General features: G+C 66.0%; 11 protein-coding genes. 4 read left to right on the top strand and 7 right to left on the bottom strand.

The annotated features are described in order from the left end of the window. Positions 1–2 precede the first annotated feature (2 nt). The 4 genes from A3Q7_RS20050 to A3Q7_RS0116985 are packed head-to-tail and all read right to left on the bottom strand — an operon-like array spanning position 3 to position 7,438. Positions 3–2,093 carry a putative bifunctional diguanylate cyclase/phosphodiesterase gene (locus A3Q7_RS20050; RefSeq protein ID WP_018413115.1) on the bottom strand — a complete coding sequence of 697 codons (2,091 nt, stop codon included), beginning with the start codon at positions 2,091–2,093 and terminating at the stop codon, positions 3–5. Then, positions 2,090–4,876: a response regulator gene (locus tag A3Q7_RS0116995; protein ID WP_232418100.1), complete on the bottom strand. Its 2,787-nt coding sequence runs from the start codon at positions 4,874–4,876 to the stop codon at positions 2,090–2,092. The genes A3Q7_RS20050 and A3Q7_RS0116995 overlap by 4 nt, the downstream gene beginning before the upstream one ends. Before the next feature lie 14 nt (positions 4,877–4,890). Continuing rightward, positions 4,891–5,430 carry a YfiR family protein gene (locus tag A3Q7_RS0116990; protein WP_018413113.1) on the bottom strand — a complete coding sequence of 180 codons (540 nt, stop codon included), beginning with the start codon at positions 5,428–5,430 and terminating at the stop codon, positions 4,891–4,893. A gap of 1 nt (position 5,431) precedes the next feature. Next, positions 5,432–7,438 (bottom strand): TonB-dependent receptor plug domain-containing protein, encoded by a 2,007-nt coding sequence (locus A3Q7_RS0116985; RefSeq protein ID WP_018413112.1) that lies wholly within the window; start codon positions 7,436–7,438, stop codon positions 5,432–5,434. A gap of 366 nt (positions 7,439–7,804) precedes the next feature. Between A3Q7_RS0116985 and A3Q7_RS0116980 the strand changes: the two genes are divergently transcribed. The 4 genes from A3Q7_RS0116980 to A3Q7_RS0116965 all read left to right on the top strand — a co-directional run bounded on the left by A3Q7_RS0116980 (position 7,805) and on the right by A3Q7_RS0116965 (position 11,966). Then, entirely contained in the window at positions 7,805–9,868 is a 2,064-nt protein-coding gene (locus tag A3Q7_RS0116980; protein WP_018413111.1) for a M3 family metallopeptidase, read from the top strand. 10 nt (positions 9,869–9,878) lie between these two features. Beyond that, positions 9,879–10,439, top strand: coding sequence for a DUF4124 domain-containing protein (locus A3Q7_RS0116975; RefSeq protein ID WP_018413110.1), 561 nt, complete (start codon positions 9,879–9,881; stop codon positions 10,437–10,439). 109 nt (positions 10,440–10,548) lie between these two features. Then, positions 10,549–11,307, top strand: a complete 759-nt coding sequence (xth, locus tag A3Q7_RS0116970) for an exodeoxyribonuclease III (RefSeq protein ID WP_018413109.1) — start codon at positions 10,549–10,551, stop codon at positions 11,305–11,307. Further along, positions 11,304–11,966, top strand: coding sequence for a Crp/Fnr family transcriptional regulator (locus A3Q7_RS0116965; protein ID WP_018413108.1), 663 nt, complete (start codon positions 11,304–11,306; stop codon positions 11,964–11,966). The genes xth and A3Q7_RS0116965 overlap by 4 nt, the downstream gene beginning before the upstream one ends. A 339-nt stretch (positions 11,967–12,305) precedes the next feature. Here A3Q7_RS0116965 and A3Q7_RS20040 read toward each other — a convergent pair whose 3' ends face one another. The 3 genes from A3Q7_RS20040 to A3Q7_RS20035 are packed head-to-tail and all read right to left on the bottom strand — an operon-like array spanning position 12,306 to position 18,216. Next, entirely contained in the window at positions 12,306–12,560 is a 255-nt protein-coding gene (locus tag A3Q7_RS20040; protein WP_018413105.1) for a hypothetical protein, read from the bottom strand. Between the two features lie 17 nt (positions 12,561–12,577). Then, positions 12,578–17,509, bottom strand: a complete 4,932-nt coding sequence (locus A3Q7_RS0116950) for a filamentous hemagglutinin N-terminal domain-containing protein (RefSeq protein WP_157278219.1) — start codon at positions 17,507–17,509, stop codon at positions 12,578–12,580. Beyond that, positions 17,506–18,216 (bottom strand): peptidylprolyl isomerase, encoded by a 711-nt coding sequence (locus A3Q7_RS20035; protein ID WP_018413103.1) that lies wholly within the window; start codon positions 18,214–18,216, stop codon positions 17,506–17,508. Before A3Q7_RS20035 ends, A3Q7_RS0116950 begins: the two co-directional genes overlap by 4 nt. Between the last annotated feature and the right edge of the window lie 9 nt (positions 18,217–18,225).

Here is an 18,225-nt window from a genome sequence, read left to right as displayed (position 1 = left end):
GCTCAGCGCGGAGCCTGACCGTACAGCAGCTCTATGAAGGCAGGGCCTGGCAGCGGCTTCGAAAACAGATAACCCTGCATCAGTCCGCAGTCGTGGCCCGCCAGGAAGTCCCGCTGCTGCGCGGTCTCCACACCTTCGGCCACCACTCCCAGGTCAAGCGCCCTGGCCAGCGCGAGAATGGCTTCGACGATGGACGCACTGCTCGCGTCGTCGGGCAGATCGCGCACGAAGCTGCGATCGATCTTCAGCAGGTCGATCGGATACTGCTTGAGCGTGGACAGCGACGAATAACCGGTGCCGAAATCGTCGATCGACAGCTTCAGCCCCATCGCCTTCAGCGCTTCGAGGGTGAGCTTGGCCTCCTCGGGCTCCTGCATGATGGCGCTCTCGGTCAGCTCGATATGAAGGTATTGCGGCGGGATACCGGTCGATTCGAGCGCATGGGCAATGGAAGTCAGCAGCGAATCGGAGCGGAAGTTGTGCGCGGACAGATTGACCGCGACCGGTACCGCCGGCACGCCATCGGCGAGCCACTTCGCGATATGCCGGCAGGCGTCGAGCACCACCCATTCGCCGAGCGGACCGATCAGCCCGGTTTCCTCAGCCACGGGAATGAACTGCACGGGGGAAACCATGCCGCGCTCGGGATGCAGCCAGCGCAGCAATGCCTCGGCCGACACGATGCGCCCCGAGGCGGCATCGACCTGCGGCTGATAGTGCAGTTCGAACTGTCCCGATTCGAGCGCACGCGCCAGATCCTGTTCCAGCGACAGCCTCTCCACCGCCTGCAACTGCATGGCCTCGGTAAAGAACTCGTAGGTGTTGCGTCCCCGTTGCTTGGCGGCATACATCGCCATGTCGGCATGTCGCAACAGCGTTTCCGGATCGCCGCCGTTGTCCGGAAAGATGGCGATGCCAACCGATGCGGTCACCACAAGCTCGATATGAGCCACCTGCAGCGGACGGCTCAGTTCGGCGCAGATGCGCGCCGCCACGCGCGCGGCATCGTCCGGCCGCGCCAACTCGGTGAGCAGCACGGTGAATTCATCGCCACCGAGCCGTGCAACGACCTCTTCGTGCGCGCTTTCCTCGCGGGCGATCACATCGGCCGAGCGCAGCGATGAGGTGAGCCGGCTGGCCACCTCGCGCAGAATCTGGTCGCCCAGGGTATGTCCGAAACTGTCGTTGATGCGCTTGAGACGGTCGAGATCCAGGTAGAGCAGCGCGCAACGCTTGCCGGATCGACCGGAGCGGGCAATCGTGTGGTCCAGCATTTCGCGGAACATCTGCCGGTTTGCCAGCCCGGTCAGACTGTCGTGATACGCCAGGAAGCGCATGCGCCGCTCGGCCTGTTCGCGCTCGGTCACATCCTGCGTCACGCCTTCGATGCGCACCACCCGCCCGAACTCGTCTCGCACCGGCAGCGCCTGCTCGTACAGCGTGACCGCATTTCCGTCGCTGCGCTGCACGCGAAAGCTCATCTGGTAGGGCTCGCCCTCCCGCGCGCGCTCCATCGCCTCGCGCAGATGCTGGCGTTCCGGACTCATGACGCGCGACAGCAGGCCGAAGGGCACCGACTGGGCGGACGGACTCACGTCGCCCCACAGTTCCAGGCAGATCGGGCTGCGCTCGCAGCGATCCTCCTCGACATACCAGATCCAGCCGCCCAGGCGCGCCACGCGCTGGGCCACGGCAAGCCGGCGCTCCGACGTTTCCAGGTCGGCCAGGGTGGCCGACGATCGCAAGGCGTACCGCACTCGATAGACGAGCAGCGTCCAGTTCAGCGGCTTGGTGACGAAATCCGTGGCACCGAGCGAATAGGCGCTGTCGATGGAATCGGTGTCGTCCATGCCGGTGAGCATGATGACCGGCACCGATCCACCGCGCGGGTTCTCGCGGATGCGGCGGCATACCTCGAACCCGTCGAGGCCACCGAGACTGACGTCGAGCAGCACCAGCGAAAAAGCATAGTTGTCGAACAGGGCCAGCGCCTGTTCGCCATCCGCCGCCTCCATGACCTCGAAGCCGGCGGCAACCAGCGCCTCGGTCGCCAGCAGGCGCACCATCACGTCATCATCGACCAGCAGTATCAACCGTCCGCTCCCTGAGTCTGCCCGGCATTCTCTGCGTTCGTCTCCGTACGCAGCGCGTCGAGCGCCTCGCAAGTGTGCTGCAGTGCACGCTCCAGTCCAACTTGAAGCACCTCATCGAATTCGCAGCGTCCCTGTCGGGCCGCCAGCTCTATGCGCTTCGCCAGTTCGTATACACGGCGCGCACCGAGCGATCCACTCGCACTCTTCAGACGGTGCGCGGCGGCACCCAGTGCCGCCGCGTCCGACCGCCCGGCGGCCATCTTCATCGCATGAAGCCCGTCCGCAGATTCGCTGCGGAACAACTGCACCATGCGGCCGAGCAGGCCGGATCCCGCCTTGCGGATGCCCGGGACGCTGAAAAGCTGATTGGCGTCAATCAGTGCAATGTCGGCTCCAGACGCCCGCTCCGCACGCTCTGCGGGCGTCGCTGCCGGTACGTCGGCGGCGTGCCGGACATACTTGTCCATCATCTGTCGCAAAGCCCTGAGGGGCAGCGGCTTGGGCAGATAGTCCGTCATGCCCGCCTCGACGCAGCGCTCGCGATCACCGCTGAGCGCATTGGCGGTAAGCGCGATGATGGGCATGGGCGGTCGCCCCTCCAGGCGCTCCATGTCGCGTATGCGCCGGGTCGCCTGATAACCGTCCATCACCGGCATCTGGCAATCCATGAGCAACAGATCGAAGTGCGTATGGTCCAGCAGATCGAGCGCCTGCTGGCCGTTTTCGGCCACACAGACGCGACAGCCCAGCTCTCTCAGCATGTCACAGGAAATTTCCCGGTTTACCGGGTGATCCTCGACCAGCAGTACGCACGGTGCCGGCCCTGCGGCCCCGTCGTCACCGCCCTTTTCCGCAGCGTCCGTCTGCCGCGGCTGCGCGACACGGGCGTTGGCCAGCACGGATTGCAGCTCACCGCGCATGACCGGCTTGTGCAGCGCGAGCGCGCCGCGCTCTCCCGGCTCGGCATCGGCCACATCGAGCAGGTGAAGCACCGGCGGCACCTCCCGGTAGCGCGCGCGCAGATAATCGACCAGAGCCGGGGCGCCGCCCTGTGGCAGACGCTCGGCGCACACCACCGCAGCAAAGGGCAGGCCGCTGAACTGGGCGCGCTCAATGGCAAGCAGCGCACCGGCAACCCCGGTTTCCACCCGCACATCCAGATCCAGCTCGGCCAGCATCGAGGACAGTACCTGGGCGTCCCGGGCATGCGGCTCGATCAGCAGCACGCGCGACATCGCCTCGCGCTCGCGCCGCGCCCGGGCCTGCGCGTCCGCGATCTCAAAAGGCAGCAGGAACCAGAAGCGGGAGCCATACGCGGGCACGCTGCAGAAGCCGATCGCCCCGTGCTGGGCGGTCACCAGTTCGCGCGTGATGGCCAGTCCCAGCCCGGTACCGCCGAAGCGGCGCGTGGTGGAACTGTCCGCCTGCGAGAAAGCATGGAAGACGGATTCGGCGGCGCCTTCCGGAATGCCGGTGCCGGTGTCGATCACGCTCACATGCACGATGGAACAACCGGGCCGCGCTGCGCGGTCGGCATCGGCGACCGACACGTCCATCAGTACCTCGCCATGGGTGGTGAACTTCACCGCATTCGACAGCAGATTGACCAGTATCTGTCGCAGGCGGTGCGGATCGCCGATCAAGGCCACGGGCAGCGCCGGATGAATGCGCAGAGACAGCGCAATGCCCTTGTCGCGCGCCGCATCGGCGAACAGCATGACCACGTCCTCCAGTACCTGGCGCGGATAGAACAGCACGCTCTCGAACGCCAGTTTGCCGGCTTCAATCTTCGAGAAGTCGAGCACGTCGTTGATCACGCGCAGCAGCGATTCGGCCGATCCGGCAATGCCCTGGACGTAGCGTCGCTGCCTGTCGTCCAGCCGGGTGCGTTCCAGCAGGCCCGCCATGCCGATGACGCCATTCATGGGGGTACGGATTTCGTGGCTCATGTTGGCGAGGAAACGGCTCTTCGCCTCGTTCGCGGCTTCTGCCAGCTCCTTCGCCGCGCGCAGCTCGCGAGTGCGCAGATCGACTTCGCTTTCCAGCCGGTCGCGATGCGCCTGCACCTCCATGGTCCGCAGATCGATCTCGCGCAGCATTTCGTTGAACCGGTCGGTGAGCTGCCCGATCTCGTCATTGGCCATGCGCGGCACCGTCACGTCATATCGACGTTCGGTCACCACCCGGCGCGCGGATTCCATGAGCGCATGAACCGGGTCGGTGATCTGCCGCAGCATGCGCGTAGACATGCGGAATGCGATCGTGAAGACGATCAGGGTGACGAAGGCATTGAAAAGAAGGGTGGCCACGGCGCTGGCGAACAACGGCCACAGGTCGACATCGATCACGATGACGCCGATGCGCTGACCGTCTTCGACGACGGGACGGGCCACCCACAGCGACGCGGTGCGCATGCTGCTCACCACCGACAGCGCGGCAATATCCCGGAAGGGCGAGGGTGGAACCACGGAGCCGGGCTGATACGAAGCCAGAATGCCGCCGTCGTTGCGCTGTATCCATGCGCTTCTGACCTGGCCGACGCTCGACAGGGCCGACAAGGTGATCGCGGCCGCGTCCGGATCATTGAACGCGAGCGCGGATGCGCTGTTTGCACTGATGATGCGCGCGGTGGCATCGATCTGATCCACCAGCGCCTGGCGTTCGCCATACAAGCCGGTCAGCGAATACAGCGCAAAATTGAGAATCAGCCCGGCACCGACCGACAGCAGCAGGATGCGGCGCAGCTTCTCGGCCAGCGGCAGATCCGCCGGATCGAACAACATTCTCAGCACGGTCTTCATCGCCCCCGCCCCGACAGATTGCGCGCCAGTTTCAGCAACTGCGAGCTTGCCTTCAGATTGGCCCGCTGCAGGGCAGCATTGTTGATTTCAAACTGAAGCCGATCGCCCACCCGCATCATGGCGATCATTCCGCCGGCTTCCGTGAACCCGTCGATGTCGCTGACGGTGAGTACGCCCTGCACAGGCACCCGGCGCAACACCTCCTCCATCCTGTTCGGCTCCATATCGGACAGCACCACGACATTGCAGGCCGCCACATCGTCCGGAACCGACACGCGGCGCAACTGGAAACTGCGTCCGGACACGGGCCGTCCCTCGAACGACAGCAGCGCACTCGCCATCGCATCGCTCCCCAGCGTGCAGGCAACGACAGGCCCGGTGACGCCGGAAGGCCACTCGACGTACTTGGCGAAGTTGAACACGAACGCCGCCTTGAGCTGTTCCTCGGAAACACCGGCGTCCGCCCTCGATTCCCCGACCACGAGGAGAAGCAGGACGGAACCGAGGCAACGCAGAAAGCCCGCCAGCGTCGTCATGTCAGAAGGACCACACGGCTTTCGCGAATGCGCCGCGCTCTATCAGCACAGCGCTTTCCGGCAAGGTTTCGCTCCGGTACTGCAGGCGTCTGGCGTGCAGCAGATTCTGGCCGGTCAGCGAAAGCTCCAGATCCGGTCTCGCGCGCCAGGCAAGCCGGATGTCCGCATCGGTATACCCTCCGGGTCCCCCCGGTTCCACCTCGCTGACCGCGCGCAGCCACACATCGAACTGCCAGCGCGGCGCGAAATTCCAGAGGGAGCGCAATGACAGCCGATGCCGTGCGTCCCCCGCATAGATGAAGATCGAAGCCAGCGCTTCGCTCGGAAGCGACCGCGTCAGGGCGGTCGCACGCGACCAGGTATAGGCCGCATGCAGCGACCAGTCGGCAGCGACACGGTAATCGGCCGCCAGTTCGAGGCCGTGGGCCCGGCTTTCGTCGATCGATCTGAGTGCGTAGGTGGAGACAGCGGTAGGTTGCGGCAAGGACTGCACCTCGTCGCTCAGCACGATGTACTGGGCCTGATGGCGGTAACGGGTCAGATAGGCAACCGCGTCGAGCGACAACGGGCCGCGGCGAAAACGATAGCCCGCCTCGAGCGAGGTCGCGGTCTCGCTGCGCAACGACTCACCACCTCCGGTGCTGCGCACGATGCGTCCGCCGGCGAAAGCCGGGTCGGAGACCGGCCCGATGGCGACCCGCAGATCGCGCATCGCTCGGGAGGGTTCGCGTGTGGTGCGCGATACCGCCGCCCACAGGCTGTGCCCGCCTTCCGGCGTGTACATGAGCCGCAGCGTGGGCTGCAACTGCGCGCTGTCCTGATTGCCGTCCTCGACACGCAGCCCGATCACCATGTTCAGGCGCTCGGGCGTCAAACTGATGTCATCCTGTATGAATACGCTGGCAAGGGTCGATATCCTGCGCGAAGGAAAAATCTCGCCACCGATGAAATTGACCGATGTGTCGTCCGATGCACGCCGGTAACCCGCGCCCCAGATGAGGTCATGACCGCCGGACACGACCTCGCGGCGCTGGAAGTCGATATCGAGTATCTGCCGGTCGTCGTCGACCGGGCCCGCGGGGTTATCCACGCGGAAGGCGGTATCGGTCAGCGACACCTGCAGTGAATACTCGGCACCCGGGCCGGTCACCGCGCCGTAACGTCCCATCAGATGGTTTTCGCGTGTCTCGATGCGGCCTGTCGTCGGGCGCGCTCCGGACACGAAGCGCGAAAAGTCGAACTCGTTGCCCTGCACGCTCTCGCTCATGCCGCCACTGAGCAGCAGGCGGGCGCCCCCGGCAAGCGCGCCTTCCCAGTTGAAACCGGCCACCGAACCACGGCTGCTGTCGAAGCCATCGCTACCGCCCTCTCGCTCGCCCGCGTCGAGCAGGCGTCGCTTGGCCCAGACGCGGCCGTGCTGGCCCTCGCCGGTGGAAAAACCCTGGCGCGCAGCCAGCCATCCGCGCTGTTCGCTCCCGGCCGCGGCGCTCATCAGGCCACCCTGGGTGTCGGCGGGGCGCCGGGTGATGATGTTGATCACGCCATTCATGGCATTGCTGCCCCACAGCGCCCCCCCCGGGCCGCGCACCACTTCGATGCGCTCGATGTCCTCCAGCATCAGGTCGCGATCGGCCCATACCGTGCCGGAAAAGAGCGGCGTGTAGACGCTGCGACCATCTACCCGCACCTGCAGCTTGTTGGCGAAGCGCCCGTTCGCGCCGCGCAGCGACACCGCCCAGGTGTTCGACGCGATGCGTCCGACCTGCGCGCCGGGCACCATCTGCAGCAGTTCGGGGACGGACGCGGCACCACTGCGCGCGATGTCCTCGCGCGAAATGACGAAGGCTGCCGCCGGCGTGTCGCGCAAGGCCTGTACCTTGCGTGCGGCCGTGCTTACCTCGACCTGCAACAGTTCCTCCAGCTCGAGATCGGCCAGATCCGCGGCAGTTGCAGCGGTAGCCACGCCGAAAGCCGCGACCGAAAAAGACAGCGCTATCCGGATTTTCATTACGTTCCGTTCCGCATCCCCCGCCCGGACGTGCTGTCGTCCCTGGCGCCCCGAGGATGGCGTGAACCCGCTCCCTGTGTTGCACCCCTTCCTGGCGCACGGGTTCACGGTGCACCGCCCAACCTTGCTTTCGGCTTCTGCCGCCCCAACTTGAACGCTAAGGTCCGGACATGGTCTGGAAAGCAGCGCGCACCGTCTTTGCGCCGCGCACTGCGTTACGCTTCACCCTGCGCAGCCGGTGTCAGTCGCCGCCACTCGTGGCACTCTGGACCCGGCACGCTCCGGTGACAGGCCACGATGAACGGCGACCCGGTGCAGCAACGACATCCTGCAGCCACGATATCCAATTGCGAGCGACTTACTGCCATGACGAACAATCCCCTGCTCGACTTCTCCTCATTGCCGCGCTTCGACGCCATACAGCCCGATCACGTGGCGCCGGCGATCGCCGAACTGCTGGGCCGTTACCAGACCTTGATCGACGAACTGACCGCTCGGCCCGACACGCCGACCTGGGACGGTTTTGCCGCCCCGATCACCGACATGGGCGAACAGCTCGGCCGCGCCTGGGGCATCGTGGGCCATCTGCACAGCGTGAACGACGTACCGGCCTGGCGCGATGCCTACAACGCCACGCTGCCCGACATCACGCGCTTCTACAGCACGCTGGGCCAGAATCTGGCGCTGTTCGCCAAATACAAGGCACTGCGCGATTCAACCGAATACGGCCGCCTGTCCGCCGCGCGTCAGCGCATTCTGGACAATGAGGTACGGGATTTCCGCCTGTCCGGTGCCGAACTGCCGGAAGACCGCAAGCCGCGTTTCAAGGAAATCCAGGAAGAACTGGCCGCGCTGTCGACCAAGTTCTCGGAAAACCTGCTCGATGCGACCAATGCGTTCGCCGAGTACGTGACCGACGCATCGCTGCTGGCCGGACTGCCGGAGGACAGCATCGAAGCCGCGCGCGAGGCAGCGCAGCGCGACGACCGCGATGGCTGGAAGTTCACGCTGCACATGCCGTCCTATCTGCCGGTCATGCAGTACGCCGACAGTCGCGCGCTGCGCGAGCGCATGTATCGCGCCTACGCCACCCGTGCATCGGAGTTCGGCGAGCCGGCACGCGACAATTCCCCGCTGATAGACCGCATCCTGGCGCTGCGCGCCGAGGAATCGAGGATGCTCGGCTTCGCAAGCTTCGCCGAACTGTCCATGGTGCCCAAGATGGCGGACTCACCGGACCAGGTGATGGACTTCCTGCGCGATCTGGCGCGCCGTGCCCGGCCGCACGCCCAGCGCGACCTGGACGAATTGCGCGCCTTCGCCCGCAACGAATTCGGCCTGGATGACCTGCAGCCGTGGGACATGGCCTGGGTGTCGGAGAAGCTGCGCGTGCAGCGCTATGCCTTCTCGGAACAGGAAGTGAAGCAGTACTTCCCGGAACACAAGGTGCTCGAAGGCCTGTTCCGCGTGGTGGAGGGCCTGTATGGCGTGTCGATCAAGCCGGACAGCGCGCCGGTCTGGCATCCGGATGTGCGCTTCTTCCGCATCGAGCGCGACGGCGAGCGGGGCCGCGAACTGGTCGGCCAGTTCTACCTCGATCTGTATGCCCGCGACACCAAACGCGGCGGCGCCTGGATGGACGAGGCGATCACGCGCCGCAGCGTGGCGGGCGGAGTGCAGACGCCGGTCGCCTATCTGAACTGCAACTTCCCATCGCCGGTCGGTGGCAAGCCGGCCACCTTCACGCACGACGACGTGATCACGCTGTTCCACGAAACCGGCCACGGCCTGCACCATCTGCTTACCCGGGTCGACGACCTGCCGGTGTCCGGCATCCATGGCGTGGAATGGGACGCGGTAGAACTGCCCAGCCAGTTCATGGAGAACTTCTGCTGGGAATGGGACGTGCTGTCCGGCATGACCGCCCACATCGATACCGGCGCGGCGCTGCCGCGCGCGCTGTACGACAAGATGATCGCCGCCAGGAACTTCCAGAGCGGCATGCAGACCCTGCGCCAGATCGAATTCGCGCTGTTCGATCTGCGCCTGCATCACGACTTCTCGCCCGGCCAGGGCAAGAGCATGCTGCAGATGCTGGAAGAAGTGCGCGACGAAGTGGCGGTGGTGCGCCCGCCGGCCTGGAACCGTTTCCCGCACAGCTTCAGCCACATCTTCGCGGGCGGGTATGCCGCAGGCTATTACAGCTACAAATGGGCGGAAGTGTTGTCGGCCGATGCCTTCGAGGCGTTCGAGGAGGCGCGCGGCATTGCCGGCACCGTGCTCGACACCGCGACCGGCCGCCGCTTCTGGGACGAAATCCTGGCCGTGGGCGGCTCGCGCCCGGCGCTCGAATCGTTCAAGGCCTTCCGCGGCCGCGAACCGCGGCCGGACGCGCTGCTGCGCCACAGCGGCATGGTGGAAACCGCCTGAGGACCATCGCATGAAGCTGTGCTCCCTGTTCTGTCTCGTACTTGGCGCTGCACTGTGCGCGGGCACTGCGCATGCCCAGACCTACAAATGGACCGATGCGCAGGGTCGTACGCACTACAGCGACATTCCACCGCCGCCCGATGTGAAGAAGGTGACCGAGAAGAAGCTGCAGCCGAGCGTGGTCGAACAGGGCGCCAGCTACGCCGAACGCGAAGCGATGAAAAAGGCGCCGGTCACCGTGTGGCTGGCGAACGAATGCGACTCGCTGTGCGAATCGGCGCTCGCCCTGCTCAGGGCGCGCGGCATCGCCTACAGCGAGGAGCGCATCACCAGCGAGGAACAGAAGGCCGCGCTGTCGTCGCGCTTCAAGGTGAAGGAAGCGAGGGTGCCCGCCATCGCGGCGGGTGCCGACCAGCTCATGGGCTTCAGTCCGGATGCCTGGAACCGGCTGCTCGACCGCGCCGGCTACCCGGCCAAGGGCACGGCCAAGCCGCGCCCGCCGTCGGCGCCACCCGCAGCGGACGGTCCGGCGGCAACCGGCAAGGACGAGACTACCGACGCAGAGCCATGATTCCGCCACGCCTCACCGGTAGCGGGCTGTTCAGTCGCCGCCCCGGATGGGACAATCGCCGCGCCCCCGAACCCGACCGGCGACGCGCCGGCGCATGCACAATGACGCGATGAAGATTGCCTGCTGGAACGTCAATTCCCTGAAAGTCCGCCTGCCCCATCTCACCGACTGGCTGGCCGCCGAACAGCCGGACGTGGTGTGCCTGCAGGAAACCAAGACCGAGGACGCGAACTACCCGCGTGCGGAACTCGAAGCCGCCGGCTATCACAGCGCAATCAGCGGCCAGAAGACCTATAACGGTGTGGCCATCCTGTCGAAGTCGCCCGCCAGCGATGTGCAGATCGGCATTCCCGGCTTCGACGACGAACAGAAGCGCGTCATCGCCGCCACCGTCGACGGCCTGCGCATCGTGTGCACCTATTTCCCGAACGGCCAGGCGGTGGGTTCGGACAAGTTCGACTACAAGATGCGCTGGCTCGCCGCGCTGACTGGCTGGCTGCGCGACGAACTTGCCCGTCATCCGCAGCTCGCGCTGCTGGGCGACTACAACATTGCGCCGGAGGACCGCGACGCGCATCCGGACTGGAAGGACGACATCCATGTGTCGCCGCAGGAGCGCGCCGCCTTCGCCGGCCTGATCGCGCTGGGTCTGAGCGATGCGTTCCGGCTGTTCGACCAGCCGGAAAAGACCTGGTCCTGGTGGGACTACCGCGCCGGCGCCTTCCGCCGCAACTTCGGCCTGCGCATCGACCACATCCTGCTGTCGGCGTCACTGGCCGCGCGCTGCACCGCCTGCACGGTGGACAAGGCACCGCGCAAGCTCGAGCGGCCGTCGGACCACGCACCGGTCATCGCGACGCTGTCATGAACACCACCACCGACACGCTCACCACGCTGTACCCGCTGCTGTCGGACCTGTCGGAAGCCGCGCGCGAACGCATCGAGAAAGAAGCCCGCCTGATGGAACTGCCGGCGGGCACGCTCATCTTCGACGAACACCAGCCCTGCGTCGGCTTCCCCTTCGTGCTCGACGGCCAGGTGAAGGTGGCCAAGTCGTCGGCCAATGGCCGCGAACTGCCGCTGTACCGGGTGCACACCGGCGAAACCTGTGTCATATCCAGCGCCTGCCTGCTCGGACAGAGCGACTACAACGCGCACGCAGTGGCCGAAACCGCGGTGAGACTGCTGGTCGTGCCGTCCTGGCTGTTCGACGAACTGATGGCCGAACCCGCCTTCCGCCGCTTCGTATTCGGCCTGTTCGCCGACCGCGTGGCCGACCTGATGCAACTGGTCGAAGCCATCGCCTTCCAGCGCCTGGACCAGCGCCTCGCCGCACTGCTGCTCGGTCACGGCAAGACGCTGCACACCACCCACCAGCAACTGGCCGACGAACTGGGCAGCGTGCGCGAAATCGTGAGCCGGCTGCTGAAGAACTTCGCCGAACAGGGACTGGTGGCACTGGGCAGAAACCAGATCGACATCCTCGATCCGGCGGGGCTGAGGGCGCTGGCGATGGACAGGAAGTAAGTGCCGCCATCCTACTCATTCAACAGCTAATGCGTTAGCGGCTATCGAACCGGGCGTCCTCGGGCAGCCCGGTCTTGAAGCGCATCAATAGGCCGATTTCCAGCAGCTTCATTGCGGCCGGACCAGACAGCCGGAACGGGAAGGTCTGCAGCATGACGACAATCGACTCGTATGCGAGCCCGTACTCGCCTGAATCCTCGATCCACTCGCGAAGCTACGTCAGCTGATCGGCAAAACTCTGAAGGTCAGCCGGAAAGGTTCTACCTACGACAGTTTGGGGACTTAACTCAGAGAGGATGGAAACGAGGTTACTTTCGATTAACTGCTGGTCGGCGTTCATCAGGAATCTTCAGATAGGCGATGAACAAACTCACCTAAGCGAAGCCGAAACTCCCCGCTCAATTCAGGATCAAGCACATCCTCCAACTTCGCCATGTCGTTGACGAAGTCGAGCGTCACCTCGAAGCGATTGAATTCGAATCTGCACCGGTCCCTCTGTTTGAGACCACTGTGCTCATCCACTGCGTCAAGAATCAACTTCCGAACATGTGGAGTTGCCTCCTCGCTCAAGAACTTCAAAAGCAGATCGGACATTTGAGCCACCTATTCGTTCAGAATGGAAACGCGGTTTGAATCACCCCGTGACGTATGTGGACGCGGATTCTGGAGGCGGGTTTACCCGCGATATTCGTCCCAATGATCCGATTGAGGTCGTACTCAACGGTGTATGCCCCTTTGCCCTCATCGATCACCGTCCCCGAGCGTAAAGCCGAATCAACATATCTACTGATGTCCATCATCCGCGTGCCATCGGCGAATCTACTGACATTCGAAAATCCTGAGTCAGGACCATGCCGATACATGATGTGCTCTATGCCTGTCATGAGTCCACCATGCCGATAAGTACTCGCGCCCCATCTAGCCTCGATTTTACGTGGCCCTGGGAGAAGGAGCGTTTGGGGCTCGGCAGCATCTGCAACGCGCCCGTCCCCAAATCGCAACAACTTCTGCCCACCAACCTCGACCACCTGCGCGACGAACTGCCCTGCCTTGGTGGTGAGTACGGCGCCGACTACAAGATCCTCGGGGCCCGGTAGCAAAAGTGATGCGCCTGCTGCCCCGAGCACGACTATCTTGTCCGTGTTCTGGGCAGTGATTGCGCTGACGTACTGGCTGCTGCCCGCACTGGAGAACAGGTAGGACTCGGGGTCCGGTGCGTGGATCTGCCGCACGACTTCCTGCCGCAGCGTGCGCGCCATGAGCTGGTCGTAGAGCTGGAGGTTGTGGGCAATGGCGGCGGCGTTCTGCTGGTCGCTCAGCCAGGGGTTTTCCGGGTCGCGATGGTCGGCGTACTGGGCGCCCATGCCCCAGGGCATGGCCTCGTTCATGAGGCTGTAATAGGTCGTGCAGTAGCCGGTGGCGTCGCACGTCGCGCGTGCATCGGCCAGGTCTTGCTTGTTCGCCTGCGACAGGGCTTCAAAATCGGCATCGACCGAGCGTTCGCAGGCCACGTCACCGCTGCAGGCCGTTTTCGCCTTCGCATAGCGTTCCTGCTCGGGATGCTTGAGGAAGTTGTACAGCGTGACGTTCTGCGCCGCGAGGCCACCGGCCAGAGGATCGCCGCCCGCCGCGCCGGCGGCGGTGGCGCCGGTGATGAGTGACAGAGCGGTCAGCAGGGCGTCGCCGCGCTGGGTGCCGCTCAGCGACAGCGCCCGATCCAGTGGCGTCTCGACCATGACGGCAGTCATTGCGCCGATGGCACCGGACATCGGGTCGCCGCCGCGCGCGGCTTCGGCCAGTGCCCCGAGCGCGCCATGCGCAAGCAGATGGCCTACGCTGCCTGCTTCACCGAACACGCCATCGCCGATGCGACCGGCGCCATGGGCACTGGCCTGGCTCAGGACGGAATCGAACAGCGCCGTTTCAAAGCTGCTGCCAGTCACTTCGCCGATCAGCCCGGCGGTGAGCGCACGGGCCGAGCCTATGGCCCACGGATCATTGAACACCGAGCCGGTCCATTGCGCCGCGCCGGCACTCAGCCCGCCGCCGAGGCCGCGATTGAGTACTGCGGAGAAATCGAGGCTGCCTGTGGCGACCAACTGGCCGGCACCGGAAGCGATGCCCTGCGTGATGAAGGCCGATGCGACGGAGTTGCCCAGGCCGGCGGCACCGGTCGTCGACGCGGCGGCAAAGGTGGAACCGGGCGAGGCCAGCCCGCCGATGAAGCTGGACACATCGGCACCGATGAAGGAGGCCACCAGGAAGGAGGTGGCCAGCCCCATCACGTCACCGAAGCCGAAGTCCTTCTTGAAGCGGACCTTGAGGTCGTCGCGCGCGACTTCGCGGATGAAGCGGTCACCCAGTTCGTCCACCAGCGCCTGCTCGAAGGCGGCCGAGAGCCGCGCCCCCTGCTCCATTGTCTGGCCGCTGACGCGGAATTCGCCGGACAGCGATTCGATGCGATCGACATCGATGGCCCAGTGCGCCGCCTGCATGAAGCCGCCCGGCTGTACCTGGCTGCCTTCGATGACGAGCGTGCCGCCATCGACCTTGAATTCCTCGTGGTAGTAGGCCGACCGCTTGCGGTTGAGCAGTTCGCGCGCGGATACCGACAGCGCACCTTCACTGATCACGAAGCCGGTGTTGTCCACCACGTCGGCGACCAGTGCGATGGCGTCGTCGGCAGCGAGAAGGCCGCCCGGGATGATGGCGAGCTGTTCGCGCCACGACGCCGGCAGGTAGAGCCAGGGCCGCAGAGCGCCCTGCTGCTCGACGTACCAGAGCAGGGGTACGTCGATTGCGGCGCGCTGGTCGGCGCTCAGCGACTGGCCGACGGCGACACCGTGCTGCAGCGCGAAGGCAAAGCCATTGGCCGCCAGTTGCTCGCGTTGCCGGGCATCGGGCGATTGACCGGTCAGCGGGTCCCAGCCCAGGCCGGGCAGTATCCAGGCGCGCTGCGTGGTATCCAGCAGCGCATTGCGGATGGCCACCAGTTCCTGCGCCGGCGTCAGCGCGAATGGCGCGCTGCTGGCGAGTTCATCCGGCAGCAGGCGCATCAGGGTGAGCGGGTCGTACTGACCCGATGCCACGCCGGTACCGCCATAGGTGCCGTGAGCGGCGACATCGATGTCGGCCGGCGGCAGCGCGAGCGCCGCCGTGCGATGGTAGTAGTCGGCGACGACATCGAAGCCGTTGCGGATATCCTGCGCGCGCACGACGATTTCGCCCGCATGCAGGGTACCGGTATTGACGAAGCGCGAGCCGGCGAAGCCGTCGTTCAACTGCCGCTGCAGCGCCGCGATCGGGTCGGCCGGTCCGTCGCTGGCAGCCCCCGTCCCGGCGCTGTCGTTCCCGCCCGAAGGCGGCACACCGCCACCGTCCGAGTCGAAGCGCCCGGCCGCCTGGATGATGCCTGGCAGCACACCCAGTTCGACCTCTCCGCTCGCGGTGCGGCGCCAGTCTATCGGCGTCGCGCAGGGCTCGCCCGGGGTTCCGCCGCAGCCCTCGCCGCCGTCGGTCTGGGCATCGCGGTCTATCAGCCAGTACTCGGCCTGCCAGGTCGCGCCATAGCGCCTGTCCTCGTTCACGGTGTCGGGCGACTGCAGCGCGATATCGCCACCGGCCAGCATGCGGGCACCCCGATTCACGATGCGGTTCGCCTGGATCTGCAGATCGCGGCCGGCAGCCAGGGTAGCCGGCAGGCCGGCGCTTTCCATCACCACGCTGCACCGACCGTCGTACTCGGTGCGGCAGCCCGGGTAATACGGGTAGTCGACGGTGAAGCGCGCACTGCTCACCGGCGTTTCATTCGATACCGCAGCCGCCTCGATGCCGATGTCACGCCCCGATTCCATCACTGAGTGGTTGCTGAAGCGCCCGCTCATCAGTACCCGCATGTCGCGCCCGGCGACCAGTACATCGTGGTTGGCGTAGGCGTACTGGCTCCCGCGCTGGCCAGGAAGCGCCGAGCTTTCGAGGTAGGCGGCCAGCGTCGGTCGGTCGAGAAAGAGCTCGAACGACTCGAACAGCCGGAGATCGCGCCCGGCTGCGAAGGTGCGCGGCCCGTCCGTTGTGGCCGGGGCATCGGATGGCGCGGAAATGAACAGGTCCCGACCCGCCCGGACCTCGCCGGCACCGCGCGAGTCCGGTCGCGTGTCCAGCCACAGGAAAACATCGCCCGCCGCGTATATCCGGCCGCTGTTGTCGCGCAACTGGATGAACAGGCTGTCGTCGGAGCGTATCTGTCCGCGATTGTCGGTGCTGCCGAAATACGCCGGCAGCCCCGGTCCCATCATCGGCGTCGCGGCCGGCCCGGCATCCGCGGCTGCCGGCGGATCATCGATGAGGGCGGTCAGATCCATGCTGCCGCCGGAACGGATGGAACCGGCGTTGTCCAGCAGACCGACCCCGCCCGTCCTGAGCCGGCCGGCGGCATCGATCTGCCCGGCGTTGTGCATCGCCGCCCAGCGGTCCCGGTTGTCGGCGAGGAAGGCCAGGGTCATGTCGCGACCGCTGCGCAACGCTGCTTGCTCGCCAACATCGGCCAGTGAAGTCAGCATGCCGAGGTCGCGCGCCGCACTGGCCTCCGCTGCGAGTCGCACGCCTACCGTGCCGAGGGCATACAGCGACAGGTCTTGCCCCGCCTGCACCGGGGCTTCGACCAGCACGCCCTGGCGCGATGCCAGAAGGATGTCGCTCACAGCCTGCAGTGGCGCCGCCGTGCGCACGCCCAGATGGGGTCCGTGCGCCACCATGCGTATGCTGTCGGCGCGCACCGTCTGCCCGATGTCGATCTGATAGACGTACTCGTCGCGAGCGCCGATGGAGTGATCGCCGATCAGGCTGTCGGCATGCACAAGGCCGTAGCCGGCATTGACACGCAGAGCGCCGGCAAGCTCGATGCGACCTTGCGTGCGGACCTGTCCGGCAATCATGTCCAGACGCTCGGCCAGCGCGCTCAGGCCCGACCGGCCGACTTCGATGCGGCCGCCCTCGACACGGAAGTGGAGCTGCCCGTCCAGCCAGTCCGGCCGCCCGGTGGTGAGCTGAACATGCGAAGTGCCGATGAAGCCGCAGCCATCGCAGGTGATGCCATTCGGATTGGCGATGACCAGGCGCGCCGGCGTACCGGCCACCTCCATCGGCCCGAGCAGGGAGGACGGATCGTTGCCGGTGATCTCGTTGATGATGATGCGGGCAGCCTGGCCCTGCAGCCGCGCATTGGCGGCCAGATCGCCGGCGAGTGCACTGCGCGCTGCGGTCGCGGCGTTGTTGAACACCACGCCGCGCGCCTCGACATTGAAGCGCGTCCAGCCGTTGTGTGACACGCCGGCCGCCGAAGGACGCGCGATCTGCACGACGTCCACATCGTTCTGGCGCAGCAGTTCGGCGCGTTGCCCGGCGCCGGCGGAAGCGTCCGGAACCAGGGCCGGGCCGGCGGCGGATGCCGGTATCTGCGCCACGGCCAGCACCCAGGCAAGCACGCGCCGGGTCGCCCGGCTGATCGACGCCGGGCGTGATCGAGTGTGCGGCCCGGCGCTCATTCGCCCGCACTCCGCAGTTCCATTGCCAGCGCTCGGGCACGCGCACGGAGCGACTCGCGGATGTAGAGGTCGCGCAGCAGCTGCGCCACGTCCTCGAACAACGGAACCCGCGTGTCACGGACCTCATCCAGGCGGACGATGATGAGCGCGTCGCCGATGTCCAGCGGCGCGCTCACCTGCCCCGGGTGCATGCCCGGCAGCGCACGCGCAACCGGCAGCGGCAGGCCGGCGGTCCGGCCCTGTGCTGCCGGCAGCGGAAAGCTGAACCACCCCAGCTCTCCCCCGCGCGAAGCCGATGGCGCACGCGAAAGGATGCGCGCCAGCGTGGCGAAGTCCTCACCCGAGCTCAGGCGTCGATGGGCCATGTGCGCCGCTTCCGCATCCGGAGTGAGCAGCATGCTGAGGCGATACTCGTGCGGCCCCATCTGCGCGACGAGGTCCTGATATCGCGCGCGCAGTGCCTGCTCGGTCGGCTCGTCGGGCTTCAGTCGCGATTCCAGCCAGCGCTCGATCGCGGCGTCAGCCTGCACGTCCGCGGACGCGCGTGCCTCCGCCGCGGCGAAGCCCTCGGCGGAGGCGCGATGCAGCAGTACCGCCCTCGCCTTCTGCCGCGCGTCCGCGACGCCAGCTTCGGCCGGCGTCTGTGCCTGTGTGCAGGACAGTCCCAGGTAGAGCACCGCGATGAGGATATGGATTGGATGACGCATGCCGGAACC

It is taken from the genome of Methyloversatilis thermotolerans (genome assembly GCF_000372885.1).
GTDB classification, from domain to species: Bacteria; Pseudomonadota; Gammaproteobacteria; order Burkholderiales; family Rhodocyclaceae; genus Methyloversatilis; species Methyloversatilis thermotolerans.
Note: the sequence above shows the minus strand (reverse complement) of the source record. Positions and strands in the feature narration are given on the sequence as shown.